The following is a 14,869-nucleotide window of genomic DNA, read 5'->3' on the forward strand; positions in this document are numbered from 1 at the left end:
TTCCCTTTCCGGCGGTTCCGACTCTATCAGATCCTTTCGGCGTCTGATTCCCAGTCAGCGGGTGTTGTCTTCGCGGCTGTTGGGCCGTTCCGACGTCTCAAACCTTAGCGGATCCGCTCCGCGATGCCCAATCGGGCCTTAGCGGCTCGACCGGACAGCACAGAGATCCGAAATCGAATTGAATTCGGGCACGCCGAAATCAACCCGGTCGGGAGATCGTACTGATGGTTTGGGTGCCGCTCATGCGGCGGAGGTGCTGTCGCAGAACCGTTACGGCTCCGCGGCAACCCGGAGAACATTACGGATCGGCCAGGGGGGTGTCAAGTACCCCCTGTCAAGATTTTTTTCCGGCCCCCGTGACCAGGGTCAGTCCAGGTCGGTGAGGCGGCCGCCGGCGTCGGGCTGGGCATGCTCCACGCGGCGCAGCAGTCTGGTGAGGACCTCGCCGAGCACACCGCGCTCCGCCGAAGAGAGGTCCTGGAGCAGCTCCTCCTCGAAGACGGAGGCGAGGCGCATGGCCTCCAGCCACTTCTCGCGGCCCTCGGAGGTCAGCTCGACGATCACCCGGACGCGGTTGGACTCGTCCCGCTCCCGGGTGACCAGACCCTCGGCGACCATCCGGTCGATGCGGTGGGTCATCGCGGCCGGGGTGAGACCGAGCCGCTTGGCCAGCTCGCTGGGGCCCAGGCGGTAGGGGACGCCGGAGAGGACGAGGGCCTTGAGGACCTCCCACTCGGCGCTGCTGATGCCGAGGGCCGCGGTCTGGCGGCCGTAGGCGACGTTCATCCGGCGGTTGAGCCGGGACAGCGCCGAGACGACCTTCTCGACCTGGGGGTCGAGGTCCTGGAACTCACGCTGGTAGGCGGCGATCTGTTCGTCGAGTGTCGGCTCGCCGGCGCCGGTGGTGTCGGCCATGCCCGAAGTATCGCACGAACGAGCTTGGCGTTGAAGTCCTTCGCCATGTACTCTTTAGGTCGAAACTTTAGCTTCTAAGTCTTCAGACTTCAGCAGTCCGCTGACTTAACGACCTGAGAGAGGTGAACGTGACCAGGGCGATGGGCGCAGCGATGCGCCGGATCCACGTGGGGAACGCACTCAGCGCGTTCGGGCTCGGCTTCACCGTCCCCTACCTGTACGTCTACGTGGCGCAGGTGCGGGGGCTCGGTGCCATGACGGCGGGGTTCGTGCTCGCCGTCTTTGCCGTGGCCGCGCTGATCGTGTTGCCGTTCGCCGGCCGGGCGATCGTGCGGCGCGGCCCACTGCCGGTCCTTCTCACCGCCTTGGTCCTGGCCGCGACGGGTGCGCTGAGCCTGGGCCTGGCGGGAGAGGCCGCGACCGTACTGGCCGCGGCCGCGCTGCTCGGGGCCGGGCAGGCCGTGATGCAGCCGGCGCTGGCGACGATGATCGTGGACTGCTCCTCGGCGGAGACCCGGTCGCGGGCCTTCGCTACGCAGTTCTTCCTGCAGAACCTGGGGCTGGGTGTCGGTGGCCTCATCGGCGGCCACCTGGTCGACACGACCCGGGTGTCCTCGTTCACGCTCCTCTTCGCGATCGAGGCGGCGATGTTCCTGCTGCTGGCCGTGGTGATGTCGACGGTACGGATGCCGCACGCGCCGCGGATCGCGGGCGCTCCTGCCTCGGCCGCGAAGGGCGCCTGGAAGCAGTGGCTCGGGAACCGGGCGATGGTCCAGCTGAGCGTGCTCGGCTTCGTGCTGTTCTTCGCGTGCTACGGACAGTTCGAGTCCGGGCTGAGTGCGTACGGCGTCGAGGCGGCGGGGATATCCACGTCCGCGCTGGGGACCGCGCTGGCCGCGAACACGCTGATGATCGTGGTCGCGCAGTTCGCCGTGCTCAAGTTCGTCGAGCGCCGGCGGCGGTCCCGGGTGATCGCCGGAGTCGGGCTGATCTGGGCCGTGGCGTGGGTCGCGGCGGGGTACGCGGGGCTGGGACACGGCAGTCAGGAGATGGCGACGGCCGCGTTCGTGTCGACGTACGCGCTGTTCGGGCTGGGTGAGGCGATGCTGTCGCCGACGGTCGCTCCACTGGTGGCCGACCTTGCGCCGACGGGGCTGGCCGGGCAGTACAACTCGGCGTTCGCGCTGGTCAAGCAGCTGGCGCTGGCGGTGGGACCGGCGGTGGGCGGGCCGATGGGGGCCTCGCTGCATGCGCCGTACGTCGTGACGTTCCTGCTGTTCTCGCTGGGGATCAGTGTGCTGGCGGTGCGGCTCGGAAGGCGGCTGACCCTCGCGCAGGACCAGCCATGGCTCGCCTCGAAGAGTGTGGTCGTGGCGAGGGGTGGAGCTGCGGCGGAGTCCGTTTCCGCGTAGGGGCGGCTATGCGGGGGGGGCGCTTACGGGCGCTGGCAGGGTGCCGCCCCGTAAGGGGCGCGGGGAACTGCGCGACCAGCCCCCGCCCACCCGCAGCCAAGGCTCGGCCCTCAGCTACCCCTTCGGCAGTACGAACTCGCACCACACCGCCTTCCCACCCCCCGGTGTCCTTCTCGACCCCCACCCAGAGGCGATCGTCGCCACGATCGCGATCCCCCGGCCCGACTCGTCTCCCGGTTCCGCGCGTCTGCGGCGCGGCAGGTGGTCGTCGCCGTCCGTCACCTCGATGATCAGGCGGCGGTCGGTGCGGCGGAGCCGCAGCCGCATGGGCGGGGTGCCGTGCTGGAGCGAGTTGGCGACCAGCTCGCTCGTGGCGAGGACGCCCAGGTCATGGAGTTCGACCGGGAAGCGCCAGCTGGTCAGCACGCCGGAGGCGAACGCACGCGCGCGTGGCGCCGCTTCGACGCCGCCGAGGAGTTCCAGCGCCGCGTTGCGGAACAGCTCGCTGTCGGGGCCGGTACGGGCCGGGTGCTGGAGGACCAGAACGGCGACATCGTCGTCGTGGTCGGCCGTGACGCCGGCCGAGCGGACCAGGCGGTCGCAGATGACCTGCGGGGTGCCGGTGGCTCCCGCCAGCGCGCGTTGGAGCGCGGCGATGCCCTCGTCCAGGTCCTCGTTACGGCGTTCCACCAGGCCGTCCGTGTAGAGGACGGCGGTGGAGCCGGGCCCCAGTGGTACCGAGCCCGACGTGTGGATCCAGCCGCCCGTGCCGAGCGGCGGCCCGGTCGGCTCGTCGGTGCGGAGCACGCTGCCGTTCTCGTCGCGGACCAGGATCGGCAGATGGCCGGCCGAGGCGAACACCAGCCGGCCCTCGTTCGGGTCGTGGATGGCGTACGCGCAGGTGGCGATCTGGTTGGCGTCGATCTCGGTGGCGAGGCCGTCGAGGAGCTGAAGGACCTCGTGCGGGGGCAGGTCCAGCCGGGCGTAGGCGCGGACCGCCGTGCGGAGCTGGCCCATGACGGCCGCCGCGCGGACGCCCCGGCCCATCACGTCGCCGATGACGAGGGCGGTGCGGCCGCCGCCGAGGGTGATGACGTCGTACCAGTCGCCGCCGACCGCGGCCTCGGTGCCGCCGGGCTGGTAGGTCGCGGCGATGCGCAGGTCGTCCGGCTGTTCGAGTTCCTGCGGGAGCAGGCTGCGCTGGAGGGTTACGGCCGTCTCGCGCTGGCGGCGCTCACTGGCGCGCAGTCGCTCGGCCGCCTCCGCGTGGTCGGTGACGTCGGTGGCGAAGAGCAGGACGCCGCCGTCGTGGTCGCCGTTCTCCGCGACGGGTGTGCAGGTGAACGTGTAGGTGCGGCCGTCGAGTGCCTTGCGGGACTTCAGCGTGCGGGGCCTGCCGCTGCGCAGGACCTGGTCGAGAAGGGGCAGCAGACCGAGTTCGGCGAGTTCGGGCAGGGCCTCGCGGGCGGGGGCGCCCGGGGGCCGTACGCCGAAGGCCGTCGTATAGGCGTCGTTGACGTACCCGATGTGGTGGTCGGGGCCGTGGACGAGGGCGACCAGGGCCGGGACGCGGTCCAGGACGTCGCGGGCGGGCAGTTCGTCGACGGCTGGCACACAGGGCGGGTCGTCGGTCAGTTGTTCGACGCGGGCAGCGGGCACGGAGCCTTCCCCCCGTCGGTCCGGTGGGACCGCGTGCTCGGTCCGCGCTGCGGCGCGGCGTTGCGTTCCGGGGAGCCGGGCGCTCCAGCGCGTGAAGTTCACGAATCCTTGCCTCGTGTCGTCGTCTCCGGCCTGCTACGGGAGCGGCCGGGGGCCGGGGGAAGTCCCCCGGTGCAGTTCTGGGGAGAAGCCTTGTGCTCGGTCGGGGGGCAGTCTGGCAGGGTGGCCGTCGGCGGCGACATCCGTCAGACGCCGGGGCGGGCCGTGGAGTTCCTGAGTTCCGTCAGGACGACCCGTTCGAGTCGTCGGAGGGACTGTGAGGAGGCTTTCCACCGGCCGCGAGTTCGAACTCCGCTCGGGGATGTTCGAGTGATCCGAGCGAGACGATCTCCCGTTTGAAGAGTCCGGAGAGGATCCATTCGGCGAGCACGCGGGCCTTGCGGTTGAAGGTGGGCACCCTGCTCAGGTGGTAGACGCGGTGCATGAACCAGGCAGGGTAGCCCTTCAGCCTGCGCCCGTAGACCTGGGCGACGCCCTTGTGCAGTCCCAGGGAGGCGACGGAGCCGACGTAGGCGTGGGCGTAGGTGTCGAGGGGTTCGCCGCGCAGGGCGTGGACGATGTTGTCGCCGAGGACCCCGGCCTGGCGGACCGCGTGCTGCGCGTTGGGGGCGGTCTCGGTGCCGGGTTCGGCGGCGGTGACGTCAGGAACGGCGGCGGCGTCGCCCGCGGCCCACGCGTGGTCGACGCCGTCGATCGTCAGCTCGGCGGTGCATTTCAGCCGCCCGCGCGGGGTGAGCGGAAGGTCGGTGGCGGCGAGCAAGGGGTGCGGTCTGACGCCAGCCGTCCACACGAGCGTACGAGCCGGGAAGCGCTGGCCGTCGCTGAGGACGGCGATGCGGTCGGCGCAGGATTCCAGGCGGGTGTTCAGCAGCACCTGGATGTTGCGGCGGCGCAGCTCGGTGACGGTGTAGCGGCCCATCTCGTGGCCGACCTCCGGGAGGATCCGGTCGGTGGCCTCGACGAGGATCCACTTCAAGTCCTCGGGCTGGACGTTGTGGTAGTACCGCGTGGCGTAGCGGGCCATGTCCTCCAGTTCGCCGAGGGCCTCCACGCCCGCGTAGCCGCCGCCGACGAAGACGAAGGTGAGGGCCGCGTCGCGGATCGCGGGGTCGCGGGTGGAGGAGGCGATGTCCATCTGCTCGATGACGTGGTTGCGCAGGCCGATGGCCTCCTCGACGGTCTTGAAACCGATGCCGTGCTCGGCGAGACCGGGGATGGGCAGCGTGCGCGCGATCGAGCCGGGCGCGAGGACCAGTTCGTCGTATTCGAGGAATGTGGCGCCTTTTCGTTCCTCGGCCGTGGCGAGGGTGGTGACTTCGGCGGTGCGCTTGGCGTGCTCGATGGACGTCACCTCGCCGATGACGACATGGCACCGGTCCAGAACGCTCCGCAGCGGTACGACGACATGACGAGGGGAAATCGAACCTGCGGCCGCTTCGGGAAGGAACGGCTGGTACGTCATGTAGGGATCGGGGGTGACGACAGTGATGTCGACCTCGTCCCGCCTGAGCTCCGCCTTCAGCTTCCGCTGGAGCCGCAGGGCCGTGTACATCCCGACGTAGCCGCCGCCGACAACGAGAATGCGCGCACGTTCCTTCACCATCCCATGACGCACCCGTGACTGTTGTTTGTCCACAGCCCCGGCAATTTGTGTGACCGGCGGGCTGCTGTGCCGGGTGCCGGACGCGCGGCCGGGACCGGACGAAAGGGGCCAGGTCAGCGGGGGCGGACGAGGGGGCGTGAAGGCAACGAATCGGGATGTAAGCGACCCGTACTCCGATCGGGGGGCGCTCCGTGCGGAACACCCCCCTTCTGAATTGACAGCCTCTCAACTATGTTCGTGTGTCGACGGGGTGTAGGGGATGTGGCCGAACGGTCCACGACGGGCGGGTCCGCCCGGTCGACGGTCCATTGATCGGCGACAGTTCCACTCGCTCCGGCCTTCACAGTGCGGGGAGAGTCTCCGGGGGGAGACGTCATTAACCGGGGGAACACAGATGCATATTCAGGACACACATTGGTCATCGGCTTCCGCCCTCGCGACGGGCGGCGCAACGGTGAGCGCGGCGACGGGCAACGGACGCGGCGACGGGCCGCGTACGACGCCGCTGCGGGTGGACGCACAGCGCAATCTGGAGCACGTGCTGCGTGCGGCACGCGAGGTCTTCGGCGAACTGGGTTACGGCGCGCCGATGGAGGATGTGGCGCGGCGGGCGCGGGTCGGGGTCGGCACGGTGTACCGGCGCTTCCCCAGCAAGGACGTGCTGGTCCGGCGGATAGCCGAGGAGGAGACCTCCCGGCTGACCGACCAGGCGCGGGCCGCGCTCGGGCAGGAGGACGAACCGTGGTCGGCGCTGTCGCGCTTCCTGCGGACGTCGGTGGCGTCGGGGGCGGGGCGGTTGCTGCCGCCGCAGGTGCTGCGCGTCGGGGTACCGGAGGAGGTCGGCGGTTCCGGCGTCCGGGCCGAGGAGGCCCGGGTGCCGCAGCAGCGGACGCAGCCGGTCGCCGGTGAGTTGCGGCTGGTGTCGGAGGAGCGGGAGCCGGTGGCCGGCGCCGACGACGACGCGGGAGCGGCAGTGCTGCTCGAAGTCGTCGGGCGGCTGGTGGAACGGGCCCGTGCGGCGGGTGAGTTGCGGGCGGATGTCTCGGTGTCCGACGTGCTCCTGGTGATCGCCACGGCGGCGCCCTCGCTGCCGGATCCGGCGCAGCAGGCGGCGGCTTCGTCGCGGCTGCTGGACATCCTGCTGGAGGGGCTGCGGTCCCGGCCCTGACGGTGCCGTGACGGTGCCCTGTGCCTGGCCGGGCGGCGCGGCAGCATGTGCCGTCGATGGTCGTGGGCGGGTGCGGGGGGACTGTGGCCGAGCACGCCCACACGGCGGAGCCGCACATGGACAGGGCCTCGCGCCCCTTGCAGGGGCGCGGGGCCGCCTGTTGATGCTTTCCCTTCCGGGTGATCGTCAGTGCACCGCCCTGACAAGTGCGCTCGGACGAGTGGTACGTCCGTCGCTCCGGGAGCTGAACAAAAGCCAATGTGGCAGTCTGACCCGGTGATTCGGTCGGGTTGGGCAGGCATCGGGGGCGTTCCACGATGAGCGTTGACGGGTGGGACGAGTCCGCCGGCGAGGAACTGACCTCGCCGCAGGTGCCCAGTCAGGGCGGGCGGGCCGGTGTACCGCCCGTCGGCGAACCGCCGGAAGGGAACGTTCCGGCACAGCGGAGCGGCAGTGTGCTGCCACCGTCCCGGGAACAGCCGCCCGCCGACACCCAGTTGATCGAGCGGATGCGGGGCGGCGACGACTCGGCCTACGAGGAGCTGTACCGGCGGCACGCGGACGCGGTACGGCGCTACGCGCGGACCTGCTGCCGGGACGGGCACACCGCGGACGACCTGACCGCCGAGGTCTTCGCCCGGATGCTGCAGGCGGTGCGCGGCGGGGCCGGGCCCGAGTACGCCGTGCGCGCCTATCTGCTCACCTCCGTACGGCGGGTCGCCGCGCAGTGGATCAAGTCGGCCCGGCGTGAGCAACTGGTCGACGACTTCGCGCTGTTCGCGGCGCAGTCCGCGCGCGGTTCCGAGGCCGCCGACGACACTGCACCCGTTGGCTCCTTCGGAGCGGGGTTGGACCTCGGCGCCGATGTACGGGCGATGCACGACGCCGAGCAGTCGATGGCGATGCAGGCCTTCCGTTCGCTGCCCGAGCGCTGGCAGGCCGTGCTGTGGCACACCGAGGTCGAGGACGAGTCGCCGAGCGAGGTGGCCACCCTGTTCGGGCTCGACGCCAACGGCACCCGCGTCCTTGCCAGCCGGGCCCGTGAGGGGCTGAAGCAGGCCTACCTCCAGGCCCATGTGAGCGCCTCCCTCATCGACGACGAGGAGTGCGCCCGCTACGCCGACCAGCTCGGCAGCTACGCCCGCCGCAAGCTGCGCATCCGCGCGGAGCGGGGGCTGCGCAAGCATCTGGAGGAGTGCGCCAAGTGCCGCCTGGCCGCCGCCCAGATCGAGGAGGTCGCCGCCGGTATCCCGGCCGTCGTACCGGTCGCGGTCATCGGCTGGTTCGGGGCCGCCGGGTACGCCAAGGCGCTCGGGATCATCGCCGGCGGTGCCGGAGTGGGGGCCGCGGGCGCGGCCGCCGCGGCGGGCGGTTCGTCCGGCGGGGCGGGCGGCGGTGCCGGGGGTGCCGCGGCCTCGGAGGGGCTGGGAGCACCGGTGAAGGCCGGTATCGCGGCCGGGGTGGTCGCGGTGGCCGCCGCCGCGCTGGCCCTCGCCCTGGTGAACGACAGCCACCCGACCAAGGAGGTGGCCCGCCCCGCCCCGTCCGCGCCGGTGATCGAGCCCGGGACACCTACGCCGGCCCGCACGCCGCCGAAGCGAGCGCCGCACCCCGAGCCGGTCGTCCTCGCCCCCGAGCCGACTCCGACGCCCACCCCGAGCCCGACCCCGACACTGAAGCCCACCCCGAGCCCCGAGCCGAAGCCGACCCCCACTCCGACACCGGCGCCGGCCCCGAAGCCGACGCCCACCCCCACCCCGACGCCCACTCCGCCGCCCGCCCCGGTCGTCTACCGGTGGAGCGAGCTGCGCTACGACATCACCGGTGACGGCACCCGGCCCGAGATGCGGCTCGGCGAGAGCAGCTGGGTGTGGCAGCGGTACGGGGTGACGGTTGCCGGCGAGCAGTATGCGAACGGCGTCACCGTGCACGGCTGGTCCTCCGTCACCGTCGACCTCAACCGCGAGTGCACCGCCTACGACGCGATGGCCGGCGTCGACGACATGACGCTCGGCCTCGGCAAGGTCGCCTTCTCCGTCTATGCGGACGGGGAGCGGCTGTGGCGGTCCGGGACGGTCGAGGGCGGACAGGCCGCCGTACCCGTCCATGTGAACCTGGCCGGGCACCGGACCGTGCGGCTGGTGGTCGAACCGGGGACCGGCTTCGACTCGGTGGCGCTCGCCGACTGGGCCGATTCGACGTTCACCTGCCGGTAGCGGTGCCCGTGGGTGTCCCGCCCAGTTCGCGCAGGACGTCCTCCTCGGTGAGGGACGCACCGCGGGAGCGCTCGGCCGCGTAGCGCTCGGGGGTCAGCGCCGCGCGGGCGGCCGCGTCAATCTCCGCGGCGCGGGTGCGCTCCGGCTCGGGGCGGACGCTGCCGGCCCGCCAGTGGTCGGCGGCGGCGAACAGCCGTACCGCGCCCGCCAGATCGCCGAGCCGGGCCACCAGGTCGGCGCCGACGTCCGCCAGCGCCGCCGTGATCACCTCGGCGCACCGGGCCTCCATCGCCTCGCGCAGCCCCCCGGCCAGGATCGGCAGCCCCTGCCGCGGGCCCTGCTCCATCGCCGTGATCAGGGCCTCGACCGCACGGAACCCCGCCATGAACTGCGGCGGCGGGGTGCCGCCCCGGGTCGCCGCGCGGGCGGCCTCGCAGAACTCGCGCGCCTGGGCCAGGTCCCCCTCGTGCTGGGCCATGTGCGCCCGCAGCAGCGCCACGAACGCCTGCGACTCCGCCACCCCGTACCGGTCGGAGGCCTCGCTCGCCCGGTCCAGGGCGGCCCGGGCGGCCGCCCGGTCGCCGGAGCGGTAGACGATCTCGGCGAGCCGCGCGATCAGGAACGGCGTCTCGGCGTACGCGCCGACCTCGTGGGCCAGCCGCAGCGCCTCCTCGTACTCGGTCTCCGCCTCCGGGTACAGGCCGCGCGCCATGGCCGCCTCACCGGCCGCGCTGCACACCTGCGCCCGCATCCAGCGGTCCCCGACCCGCCGGCTGAGGATCCGCAGCTCCGCCAGGTCCTCGTCGACGCCCCGCAGGTTGCCGGGCGAGTCGACCATGACGTGGGCGCGGTACATCAGGGTGACGCCCGTCTCCCAGTCGCCGCCGTACACCCGGCAGTTGGCGACGACGGCGTCCATGTCGGGGCCGACGTCCAACGAGCTGCCCAGGAACCAGGCGGTCAGCGGCCAGATGATGCCCGGCAGCCGGGCGGCCCGGGGACCGCCCGCCTCGAAGGCGGCCCGGACCAGCGCGACGTACTTCGGGGCCCGCTCGTCCGTCACCAGGCCGGCCGAGGGGGACTCGGAGGCCAGGAGCAGGTCGAACAGCCGCAGGTCCATGCGCAGTTCGTACAGCGGGTGCCCGGTGCCGGCGCCCGGAGCGGCCAGCAGCGCGCCCACCGGGTCCGCCGTGTCGGCCAGCGCGCGCAGTTCCTCCGGGCCGGCGCCGTCCGGCAGGGTGTCCCGGGCGACGCCCAGGCGCAGTACCGCGCCCATCCAGTCCATGGCCTCCAGGCGGTAGTTCCGCAGCCACCAGAACCAGCTGACGGCGAGGACGATCCGGCCGGCCAGCGCCTCGTCGCCCGCGCACACCGCGCGGTCGAGGGCGACGCGGATGTTGTCGAGGTCGGTCTCCAGGCGGCGGATCCACGGAAGCTGCTCGCCGGACCGCAGCTTCGGCGCCGCCTCCTCCACCAGCGCCCGCACCCAGGCGCCGTGCCGCCGCTCGGCCGCCGCGCGCAGTCCCGGAACCTCGGCGGCACGCTCGACGGCGTACTCGTGGATGGTCTCCAGCATGCGGTAGCGCATACCGCCTGTGCCGTCCGGGCCGTCCGGGGTGGCGACGATCAGGGACTTGTCGACGAGCGCGCCGACGAGGTCGGCGACGGGGCCGGTGCACACGGCCTCCGCCGCCGCGAGGTCCCAGCCGCCTGCGAAGACGGACACCTCGCGCAGGACCGTGTGCTCCCCCTCGTCGAGCAGGTCCCAGGACCAGTCGACGACCGCGCGCAGGGTCTGCTGGCGGGGCAGGAGGGTGCGGCTGCCGGAGGTGAGCAGGCGGAAGCGGTCGTCGAGCCGGTCGGCGATCTGCCGGGGTGTCAGCAGCCGCAGCCGGGCCGCCGCGAGCTCGATGGCGAGCGGCAGTCCGTCCAGACGGCGGCAGATCTCGTCGACCGCGGTCCGCTCGCCCGGCGCGCCACGGGCGCCGGGGCGGACGGTGGCGGCGCGCTCCTCGAAGAGCCGGTGCGCCTGCTCGGGGGCGAGGGGCTCGACCGGGCGCACCGACTCACCGGGGACGCCGAGGGGTTCACGGCTGGTGGCGAGGATCGTGAGCCCCGGGCAGTGGGTGAGCAGGGTCTCGGCGAGGGCGGCCGCCGCTTCGATGACATGTTCGCAGTTGTCAAGGATCAGGAGTTGGCTGCGCCGCGCGCAGTACTCGACCAGCAGGGCCGTGGGGTCGGCCTGCGGGGTCGCCAGCTCGTTGGTCATGAGCACGGTCTCGCGCAGACCGAGCGCGCTGACCACCGCGCCCGGCACCGCCTCCGGCCGGTCGAGCGGGGCGAGCTCGACGAGCCATGCCTGCGGGAGCCCGGCGGCGGCCTCCTCGGCGAGACGGGTCTTTCCGGAGCCGCCCGGTCCGATGAGGGTGACGAGGCGGGCCCTGTGCAATTCGGAACGAACCGCGTCGAGTTCGGGTTCCCGGCCCACGAAAGAGGTAAGACGTGGACGCAGGTTGCCGGTGCGGGGCGGGGGTGCGCCCGGCGGGATCGGCTCCTGCCTCAGCAACGACGCGTGCAGAGACTGGAGTTCCGGACCGGGGTCGGTTCCGAGGCCTTCGGCGAGGGTGCGGCGGGCGGTCCCGTACGCGGCGAGGGCGTCCGCCGGGCGGCCGGTGTCGCGCAGGGCGCGGATGAGGAGGGCGTGCAGCGGTTCGTCGTACGGGTGCGCCGTGGTCAGCGCGGTCAGCTCCGGTACGGCGTCAAAGGCGCGGCCGAGACGGAGGGCGGCGTCGGCGCGGGTACGGGTGGCCTCCAGCCGGAGCGCCTCGGGGCGGGCGGCGGCCGTCGCACGGTCGGGGAGGTCGGCGAGGGCGGGGCCGCGCCACAGGGCGAGAGCCTCGGTGAGGACACGATGGGCGGTCGCCGGGTCGGCGGCGACGAGGGCGGCCGCGCCTTCGCGTACCTGGCGTTCGAAGACGTGCAGGTCGATGTCGTCCTCGGCGGCGGCCAGGCGGTAGCCGCCGGGGGTGGAGGCGACGGTGTCCTTGCCGAGGGCACGGCGGAGCCGGCCGACGAGGGCCTGGAGGGCGGCCGGGGCGTCCTGCGGCGGGTCGTCGTCCGCCGCCCAGACCTCCTGGATGAGGGTCTCGGGGGTGAGGGTGCGGTGGGGGTGGAGAGCCAGGACGGTGAGCAGCGCGCGGAGGCGGGGGCCGCCGATGGGTATGGCGGTGCCCTGGTCGTCAGTCGCCTGGGTCACACCCAGAATCCGGTACCGCACCGGGTCATTGTCGCCGCGCCGGGGGGATCGGGCACCGGGGTTTCGGAGGCCGGGGCACTGGAGATACGCAGGGTGCGGGCTGGGGAGGTTGCCCGGGGCGGGGGCTGGGGGCGGGGGGTTTCGCTTACCGGCGCTTGCAGGGTGCCGCCGCGCCCACCCGTGCCGCCCTGCGGCACGATTGCCCGCGGCTACAACGTGCCCCGTAAGGGGCGCGGGGAACTGCGCGATCGGCCCCCACCGGCCCGCACTCCACTGCCGGCCGGCAGCACAGCGGCGGGCCGCGGAGGGTCACGCCCCCGACGCCAACGCCCCCCGCATCGGCCGGATCCCCGCAGGGACCGCACGGGCGCGTGCGGGTGTTCCCGTCCAGCACGTGCCCCGGCGGGACAGCAGGCGGCGGAGCCACAGTTCCAGGGAGACCAGGTCCGCCAGGCCGTCCAGCGGCAGGGGTTCGCCCGCCGCCGCCCCGCGGAGCGCCTTGCGGACCACCCGGGCCTCCACCAGGCCCGCCTGCGCCAGCAGCGGCGTCGAGAAGAGGGCGATCAGATCGTCGGCCGCCACGCGCAGCCCCGTGCGGGTGGCCGCCGCCGAGGAGGCGTGGGAGGGGGCGCCCCAGCCCGGCGGGAGATCGGCGACGCCGGCGCCCTCCAGGACCGTGCGGAGGATGGCGGCGCGGGCCCCCGGCCGCACGCGCAGCGCCTCGGGGAGGTCGCGGCAGGCGCGGACCACCTGGTTGTCGAGGAAGGGGGCGTGCAGGCGCTGGGAGCGGATCTCGGCGGCCTGCTCCAGGATCCGGATGTCGGCCGCGTGGCGGGCGAGGACGGCACGCGCGCGGTAGTCGCCGGGGCGCTGCCCGGGGCCGACGCCGGAGCGGTTCGCCGCCCCCTGGAGCAGAACCGATACTTCAGCCAGCGCCTCCCCTGTCAGCCAGCGCGCCGCCGGGCCGGGTCTCGCCCAGCTGAGCGCCGCGAGGGACGCGCCCACAGCGCCTCCGGGTTCGTCGAAGCGGCGCCGCAGCAGGCGCTCGGCGAGGGACTCGACGCCCGCGCGGTACGGCGTACGCGCGAGCCGGCGCGCCGCGCTGTACACGCGCGCGGAGACCATCACCGAGCCGTCGGCCTTGGCGAGCGCGGCGACCGGGCGGACCAGGTGCCGCCGCTTGCGGTCCATCAGCAGGTCGGCGAGGCGCGCGGGATGCGCGTCCAGCACCTGGCGGGCGCCGTAGCCGGTGAAGTGGTCGGCGCTGCCGGCGGCGAGGCGGGCGCGGTGTCTGGCGGCGTGGACGAGGGACGGGCCCGGTTCGTCGGTCAGGGGGCCCTCCAGGTCGGCGTACGGAAGCATGTCCTCGCCGCCGGTGACCACCACGTGGTGCAGCCGCGGGTTGGCCGCCAGGGTTCCCGCGCGTTCGAGTTCCGCCTCCCGGCCGCCGACGGCGAGGTCGTTGAAGGTGACCGCGAGGAGACGCTCGCCGGCGCCCGTGCCGTGGCCCAGGACCGTGCCGGGCATGCCGGGCAGCCCGGCGGCCAGCAGGGCGAGGGTGCCGGAGGCCGGGCCGCCGGACAGGTCGGCGCCGATGCCCGGCACCGGCATCCCGCGCGCCGCACGCCGCGCGGCGGGGCCCATTCCGGGCACCGGACCGGGGTCGATGTCCGGGACGTGCCGGGGGGCCGACAGTCGCGCGCGTACGGCTTCTACGAGCGCGTCCCGTACGGCGTCCACCGCACGGTCGGGGTCGGCGGAGGGGGCCGCGACCGCGAGCGAGGCGACCTGCTCGTACCCGGCGACCTCGCGCGCCCCGGTGCGCAGGATCAGCGCGTGCCCCGGCGGAATGCGCCGTACGCCCTCGTACGGAGTCGAGTCGTGCACCGCCGCCGGTACGTCGGGGGCGGCCAGGAGTGCGGCGAGGTGACCGTAGTCGAGGTTGGCCTCGATCAGGTCGGCGAGCGGCAGCGCGGCCGTGGCGTAGGCCGTACCGCCTGCCCAGGGGGTGTGGAAGACCGGGCGGGCGCCCGCGAGGTCGCCGCAGACGGTGACCCGGCGGCCGACCTGGACGACGGCGGTGTAGCTGCCGGGCCAGGCGGTCAGATGCCGGAGTGCGCCCCCGCGCGCCGTGAAGAGGCCGAGGCGCAGTTCCTCGTCGGTGGCGCCGCAGGTGCCGAGGACGGCGATGCGGTTCTGGGCGTCGGCCTTGATGACGCGCACCTCGTCGGGGCGCCAGTCGCCGACCGCCCAGAGCGGGTCCGGATCGCCCCACAGCAGCTGGGAGCCGACGGGGTGGACGGTCTCGCCGTCGTATCCCAGGGCGCCGGCGGAGCCGAGCGTGGCGGCACCGGAGGCGGTGCTGCTCCATCCCACCAACCACCGCATCGACGCCTCCACAGGCTGTGGACAACCATGCACGGTACGAACTGGATCCCCATGCTGCCATGAAGGACGCGCTCCGGAGGGCCGGTGGGGCCGCCTTTGATCCCCGGAAGATTTCACGGAGTTGCCGCAGGACCGGCCCACGCGAACGTGCTGGGGAAGAGTCGTGAAAGAGCCGCGGAAGAGCCGAACCGC

The 14,869-nt window shown here is 73.3% G+C and carries 8 protein-coding genes; 3 read left to right on the top strand and 5 right to left on the bottom strand.

Annotation, left to right across the window (positions count from 1 at the left end; translation table 11 throughout):
- Positions 1-366 precede the first annotated feature (366 nt).
- Positions 367-915 carry a MarR family winged helix-turn-helix transcriptional regulator gene (locus ACWGJB_RS46105; RefSeq protein WP_453386026.1) on the bottom strand — a complete coding sequence of 183 codons (549 nt, stop codon included), beginning with the start codon at positions 913-915 and terminating at the stop codon, positions 367-369.
- A 128-nt stretch (positions 916-1,043) separates the two neighbouring features.
- Here ACWGJB_RS46105 and ACWGJB_RS46110 point away from each other — a divergent pair, with 128 nt between their 5' ends.
- Positions 1,044-2,327, top strand: a complete 1,284-nt coding sequence (locus ACWGJB_RS46110; RefSeq protein ID WP_453386071.1) for an MFS transporter — start codon at positions 1,044-1,046, stop codon at positions 2,325-2,327.
- 114 nt (positions 2,328-2,441) lie between these two features.
- Here ACWGJB_RS46110 and ACWGJB_RS46115 read toward each other — a convergent pair whose 3' ends face one another.
- Both ACWGJB_RS46115 and ACWGJB_RS46120 read right to left on the bottom strand, forming a co-directional pair.
- The gene (locus tag ACWGJB_RS46115) at positions 2,442-4,088 is read right to left on the bottom strand and encodes an ATP-binding SpoIIE family protein phosphatase (protein WP_453386027.1); all 1,647 of its coding nucleotides are present in this window, start codon (positions 4,086-4,088) and stop codon (positions 2,442-2,444) included.
- Positions 4,089-4,269: 181 nt separating this feature from the next.
- Complete coding sequence (locus ACWGJB_RS46120) at positions 4,270-5,649, bottom strand: NAD(P)/FAD-dependent oxidoreductase (protein ID WP_453386028.1); 1,380 nt, start codon at positions 5,647-5,649, stop codon at positions 4,270-4,272.
- Positions 5,650-6,043: 394 nt separating this feature from the next.
- On the opposite strand from ACWGJB_RS46120, the gene ACWGJB_RS46125 reads away from it, so the two are divergent.
- Together ACWGJB_RS46125 and ACWGJB_RS46130 are read left to right on the top strand one after the other, a co-directional pair.
- Positions 6,044-6,817, top strand: coding sequence for a TetR/AcrR family transcriptional regulator (locus ACWGJB_RS46125; protein ID WP_453386029.1), 774 nt, complete (start codon positions 6,044-6,046; stop codon positions 6,815-6,817).
- 317 nt (positions 6,818-7,134) lie between these two features.
- Entirely contained in the window at positions 7,135-9,033 is a 1,899-nt protein-coding gene (locus ACWGJB_RS46130; RefSeq protein ID WP_453386030.1) for a sigma-70 family RNA polymerase sigma factor, read from the top strand.
- Here ACWGJB_RS46130 and ACWGJB_RS46135 read toward each other — a convergent pair.
- Positions 9,020-12,310, bottom strand: coding sequence for a BTAD domain-containing putative transcriptional regulator (locus ACWGJB_RS46135; protein WP_453386031.1), 3,291 nt, complete (start codon positions 12,308-12,310; stop codon positions 9,020-9,022). The genes ACWGJB_RS46130 and ACWGJB_RS46135 overlap by 14 nt on opposite strands.
- A gap of 288 nt (positions 12,311-12,598) precedes the next feature.
- Positions 12,599-14,677 (bottom strand): asparagine synthase-related protein, encoded by a 2,079-nt coding sequence (locus ACWGJB_RS46140; protein ID WP_453386032.1) that lies wholly within the window; start codon positions 14,675-14,677, stop codon positions 12,599-12,601.
- Positions 14,678-14,869: the final 192 nt, after the last annotated feature.

It is taken from the genome of Streptomyces sp. NPDC054813 (assembly GCF_053611365.1).